The sequence below is a fragment of the Myxococcus sp. AB025B genome (genome assembly GCF_006518215.1).
In the GTDB taxonomy this organism is placed as follows: Bacteria; Myxococcota; Myxococcia; order Myxococcales; family Myxococcaceae; genus Myxococcus; species Myxococcus fulvus.
The window spans coordinates 1-4,963 of record NZ_SRLW01000478.1 but is presented as its reverse complement, the minus strand read 5'-3'; the positions used below and the strand labels follow the sequence as shown (position 1 = coordinate 4,963).

The 4,963-nt window shown below is 67.5% G+C and carries 5 protein-coding genes and 2 pseudogenes; 2 read left to right on the top strand and 5 right to left on the bottom strand.

The features are described from left to right. The 3 genes and pseudogenes from FL311_RS41145 to FL311_RS41135 form a co-directional block, all read right to left on the bottom strand. Positions 1–263: pseudogene (locus tag FL311_RS41145) on the bottom strand (energy transducer TonB); the annotation flags it as partial. Between the two features lie 10 nt (positions 264–273). Beyond that, positions 274–699, bottom strand: coding sequence for a biopolymer transporter ExbD (locus FL311_RS41140; RefSeq protein ID WP_141333083.1), 426 nt, complete (start codon positions 697–699; stop codon positions 274–276). Between the two features lie 2 nt (positions 700–701). After that, positions 702–1,376 (bottom strand): MotA/TolQ/ExbB proton channel family protein, encoded by a 675-nt coding sequence (locus FL311_RS41135; protein WP_046710965.1) that lies wholly within the window; start codon positions 1,374–1,376, stop codon positions 702–704. Between the two features lie 163 nt (positions 1,377–1,539). On the opposite strand from FL311_RS41135, the gene FL311_RS41130 reads away from it, so the two are divergent. Continuing rightward, positions 1,540–2,343 carry an SDR family oxidoreductase gene (locus FL311_RS41130; RefSeq protein ID WP_141333082.1) on the top strand — a complete coding sequence of 268 codons (804 nt, stop codon included), beginning with the start codon at positions 1,540–1,542 and terminating at the stop codon, positions 2,341–2,343. A gap of 54 nt (positions 2,344–2,397) precedes the next feature. Here the strand turns inward: FL311_RS41130 and FL311_RS41125 are convergent, their stop codons facing one another. Together FL311_RS41125 and FL311_RS41120 are read right to left on the bottom strand one after the other, a co-directional pair. Beyond that, positions 2,398–2,706, bottom strand: a complete 309-nt coding sequence (locus FL311_RS41125) for a hypothetical protein (RefSeq protein ID WP_141333081.1) — start codon at positions 2,704–2,706, stop codon at positions 2,398–2,400. 202 nt (positions 2,707–2,908) lie between these two features. Next, positions 2,909–4,510, bottom strand: coding sequence for a DUF4041 domain-containing protein (locus tag FL311_RS41120; protein WP_141333080.1), 1,602 nt, complete (start codon positions 4,508–4,510; stop codon positions 2,909–2,911). A 207-nt stretch (positions 4,511–4,717) separates the two neighbouring features. On the opposite strand from FL311_RS41120, the pseudogene FL311_RS41115 reads away from it, so the two are divergent. Then, positions 4,718–4,963 (top strand): annotated as a pseudogene (locus FL311_RS41115) (hypothetical protein); the annotation flags it as partial.

Genomic DNA, 4,963 nt, shown 5'->3' with positions numbered 1-4,963 from the left:
GGCTTCACGCGCACCTTGGGCGGCGGGGGCGGCTCGGGCTTGGGCTCCTCCTTCACCTCGGGCGGCGGAGGCGGCGGCTTCGTCACCTCCACCATCACCAGCTCCACGGGCCGCTGCGGCGCGGTGCGCTCGGGAGGACGGGTGTGCAGCACCACCAACCCCAGCCCGTGCAACGCGAGCGAGCCCGCGACGAACCCCACGAACAACCCGTTGCCGCCCCGGCGGGGCAACACGAACTCACTGTCGAGCGCGCTCGTACTCATGGCCTTCACGTCAGCCCCGCGGCGCGGGCGCGGCGTCCTTCTCGATGTTGAGGGCGAACTTCGCGATGCCCTGGCCCTTCACCGTGTCGATGAGGCGCATCACCTGGCCGTACGCGATGGTCTGGTCGGCGCTGATGATGGCGCGCGTGTCCTTGTCCTTGGCCACCGCCTCCGCGACCTTGGCGGACAGCTCGGGCTCGGTGACGAGCGCGCCGTCGAAGTAGAGCTTGCCCTCCTTGTCGAGCACCACGTTGACCAGGCCCTGCACCGTCTCGCCACCGTTGGCCGCGCGGGGCAGGTCCACCTCCACCGTCTCGCGGACGATGAAGTTCGCCGTCACCATGAAGATGATGAGCAGCACCAGCACCACGTCCACCAGCGGCGTGACGTTGATGCCCGTGATTTCCTCTTCGTTCTCCTGCGCGCCTCCGGCCATGGCTAGCGGGCCTCCGCGCGCAGGCTGCCGACCAGGGCGTGGCCCAGGGCGTTGGCGCGACTGGTGAGCGTCTTGAGCTGACGGTTGAAGATGTTGAAGGCGACGACGGCGGGAATCGCGACGGCCAGGCCCACCGCCGTGGCGACGAGCGCCTCGGAGATGCCGCCCATCACCGTCTGCTGGATGGCCGCGCCCTTCACGTTGCTGGCGCCCAAGTCGTTGAAGGCCTTGATGATGCCGAGCACCGTGCCGAACAGGCCGATGAACGGCGCGTTGTTGCCCAGGGTGCCCAGGAAGGAGAGGAAGCGCTCATACTGGGGACGCTCGCGGGCCATGGTGGAGGCGATGACCTGCTCCACGGTGTCGGCGCCTTGCTCGCTGGAGGCCAGGCCCTCGCGGATGATGGCGGCCTCCATGCCGCGCTTGCCCTGGATGGCCACGCGCACCGCCTCGTGCTCGCCGCGCGCCAGCCGCACCGCCAGCGCCTCCGAGTCCGCCAGCCGGTACCGGGCGAAGTACACCGCGCGCTCCAGCATGATGCCGATGGACAGCACCGACAGGCACACCAGGATCCAGAGCACCCACTCGGCGGAGGTGAGCGTGAAGCCGAGCAGCTTGCTGCTGAGCCACCCGAGGTTCTCCGCGTGAGCCTGGGCGATGACCGCGATGGACGACATGGTGTTCCTTCCCCTCGTGAAATGCGTTGGCGCGACTGGAACACCGGGGGCGCCAGGAAGTGTCACCCGGTCGATTCACGGTGGAGTCGCCCCTCTGTGCGCGGGTGTAGGACCCGGGGCAGGCGACCTCGACGGGCCGTTCTTGCGGGGTGAGAATGCGGCCATGCAAGGCAAGTGCGTGGTCGTGACGGGTGCCTCCATGGGCATCGGCGAGGAGCTGTCGGTGGCGCTGGCTGCGCGGGGCGCGAACCTGGTGCTGGCGGCCAGGAGCGAGGACGCGCTCCAGCGGGTGAAGCAGCGGTGCGAGGCGGCGGGTGGCAAGGCCGTGGCGGTGGCCACGGACGTGGGGGACCCGGAGGCGTGCCGGCGGATGGTGGAGAAGGCGGTGGAGGCCTTTGGCGGCGTGGACGTGCTCGTCAACAACGCGGGCATCTCCATGGACGCGAGGTTCGAGGACATCACCGACCTGGGCATCTTCGAGCGGCTGATGCGCATCAACTACCTGGGCGCGGTGTACTGCACGCACGCGGCGCTGCCGCACCTGAAGGCCCGGCGTGGGTTGTTGGTGGCGATTTCGTCCCTGACGGGGAAGACGGGCGTGCCCACGCGCACGGGCTACGCGGCGAGCAAGCATGCGATGCACGGGTTCTTCGACTCGCTGCGCGTGGAGCTGATGGGCACGGGGGTGGATGTCACAGTGGTGTGTCCGGGCTTCGTGTCCACCAACGTGCGCGCCAACGCGCTGGGCAAGGACGGCAAGCCGCTCCAGGTGAGCGCCCATGACGAGAGCGAGGGCAACAACATGGATGTGGGCACCTGCGTGGCCATCATCCTGCGCGCCATGGACCGGCGCGAGCGCGAGGTGGTCATGACGCCCAAGGGCAAGGTGGGTCAGTACCTCAAGCTGTTCACCCCGGGCCTGTTGGACCGCATCGTGTTCAAGACCATCCAGGACCGGCGGCGGTAGGGCGCGCGGGCTCCGGTCCACCGTGGCGGCGGTGGACCGGGAGGCCGTCCGTGGCTAGCAGCCGCAGATGCGCTTGCGCGTGGTGGTACAGGCCCCGTTCGCGTCACAGCAGGTCGTGGTGAGGATCGCGAACCGGTCGAGCGCTCCCAGCTCGCACCGTCCCACGTTGCACGTGCCCCAGGTCTCCGTGCACGTCACCGCGGCCTGGGACACCTGGCCCTCGGCGAGGTCCTCGGGGAGCGTCTCCTCCTCCGGGACAGGGCCACCACAGCCAACGACAGACAGCGCCACCGCGCACATCAGCCATCGCAGGTTCTTCATCGTGTCTCCCGTGCCGTCCGCATCCGTGCGGACGTCAGACATTACGAACCCATACCCGGGGTATTGCAAGGCATGGCCTTCACTGACCATTCCGGCGTCATTGAAGACGTCTGCTCCTTGCGAAAGCGATTGGCCGGGCGATGGCTGGCGGAGGTACTCCGCAACGCGAATCCGGGCCAGGGGGCAATCCGTTCGTCTGGTCGGATTCGAACTGGCAGCCGCTGTCAGCGCCGTAGACGGAGCATCACCCCGCCGCGAGCTCGGCGCCACGGGTGGCTTCGAGGCGCATCGCGTCCTGCGCCTCGAGCTGCTTCTTGAGCCAGGTGCTCTCCTCGAAGGACTGGCTCTGCAGGGAGCGCTCGACGGCCTGCGTCTCCCGGTACTCCCGGGCCTCGGAGGTCATCGTCCACTGGGTCTGCAGGCCCATCTCGTCGACGACCTGTCGGATGTCACGGAGCGCGACCCGGAAGAACTCCTTGCGGGGATTGACCTTGTTGACCTGGGCCCGGACGAAGCGCTTGTGCAGCTCGCGCTCGAGGGAGGGGGCGTCCTCGCTGTGGATGAGGGCGTGCACGTCGAACTCGAAGGGCACGCTCGCATCCCCCAGCTCCCGGATGCGGTCCAGCGGCTCCAGCCGGCGGGTGAGCCCGACCTTGAAGACGTCCTCGCCGAAGGAGCCGATGTTGGAGATGACGTAGACATGGCCTGTCTTCGTCTGCTGGGCCATGGAGAGGGCCCGCTTGTTCTTCTCCTCCGCCTCCTGGAGCTTCAGGGCGAGCTCGGCGAGCTTCTCCTCGTATCTGGCCTTCTGCGCGTCCCCCGCCTTCTCGAACTCGCTCCGGGCCTTCTCCATCGCCTTGCGAAGGACGTCTTCTTCCTTCTCGGCCTCCCGCTGGGCGCGCTCGAATTCCCGCTGGGCCTTCTCCTCCTCGCGGATGCGCTCCTTGATGAGCCGCTGCTCCTCGCGCTCCTTCAGCTTCAGCTCGTTGACCACCACGGCCCACTTGAGCTCATCGAGGCGTACGTTCAGGTAGTCCAGCTGGATTCGTGCCTCCCGGAAGGCCTGGCCGTTGTGGTTCACGACGCTGAAGGCGTCGCGCACCTTCTGTGAGAGCGTGCCGTGGTTGTCGTGGCGGACGTCCGCGAGGATGGAGTCCACCTTGCCATTGAAGGCGTCGAGGACGAACTCGATGGCGGTGGCGCGGCGGTGGGCCTCCGCGTAGTTGCAGGTGGCCGCCTTGCCCGTGCGAATCATCGAGCGCATCTTCTCGCGGGCGGTCTTGAGCCTGGCACCGGCGTCGGTGAAGCCGAACTGCTCTGCCAGTTCGTCGAGCACGCCCTGGGTGGGTTCAAGGTAGCGGTCTCCGTATCCCTCGATGATGTTGCGCATCGCCGTGGCGGTCTGTTCCAGCTGCTTCGCTTTCTGGATGGCCGTGAAGGCCTCGCCGGCGATCTCCTGTGCGCGCTTGTTCGCGGACTCGATGAGCCGGCTGGCCTCGCGGCTCGCATCCGCGAGGGAGCTTTCGGCACGCTTGCGAATCTCCGCCGCGTCCACATCGGCACGGCTTCGCAGGGAAGCGGCTTCCGTTGAAGCGCTGGCCAGGACCTCGGCGGCACCCTTCTCGGCTTCGTCTCGCAGCGTCGCCACGTGGGCTTCCACGTCGATGATGGACTGATACTTCTCGAGCACGCGATTGCGCTCACGCAGGGCGGAGAGCTGCCGTTCACCCTCATCCTTCACCGAACGAAGTGTCGCCTCCGCATCCCTCTTCAGCCCGACGAGGACGGAGATCGCGATGAACTCCGCGAACGCCACCGCCAGGAGCAGCAGACACCACCCAGTCATACAGGGGCCCCCTTCCAGCAATGAGTCGCGCCAGCATCGAGCGGAGCCTCATCACCAGCCATACCACCCGAGGGGTAGAGACCTCGATGCGCGGAGACTTGCAGTCGCTGACCACGACAGTCGGAGTAGACCCACGCGGTCTTCGGGGGGCTGTCAGCCCGACACGATACTCATGGCAGGCCGCAGGACTCTCGCCGGGGAGACTTCATGGCCGCGCACCCAGTGGTTCCGCTGCTCCTGATGATGTGGGTCACAGGCTGCACGACGAACCGGATCGTCCGCCTCGACACCGGGTACGAGTCCTTCATCGTCACGCCGCACGAGGCCCCAGGCGCATCTTTGTCCGAGGCCGAAGTCGAGGATGACGAATACGAAGAGGTCCTCCCCGAACTGGCCCGCGACGTGCGCCCTTTCCGCCATCCCCTACGGGAGGCGCGGGAGCTCTTTGGTGTG

Coding starts and splice junctions, on each gene's coding strand:
- FL311_RS41140 (WP_141333083.1), bottom strand. CDS start 699: ATGGCCGGAGGCGCGCAGGAGAACGAAGAGGAAATCACGGGCATCAAC.
- FL311_RS41125 (WP_141333081.1), bottom strand. CDS start 2,706: ATGTCTGACGTCCGCACGGATGCGGACGGCACGGGAGACACGATGAAG.
- FL311_RS41135 (WP_046710965.1), bottom strand. CDS start 1,376: ATGTCGTCCATCGCGGTCATCGCCCAGGCTCACGCGGAGAACCTCGGG.
- FL311_RS41130 (WP_141333082.1), top strand. CDS start 1,540: ATGCAAGGCAAGTGCGTGGTCGTGACGGGTGCCTCCATGGGCATCGGC.
- FL311_RS41120 (WP_141333080.1), bottom strand. CDS start 4,510: ATGACTGGGTGGTGTCTGCTGCTCCTGGCGGTGGCGTTCGCGGAGTTC.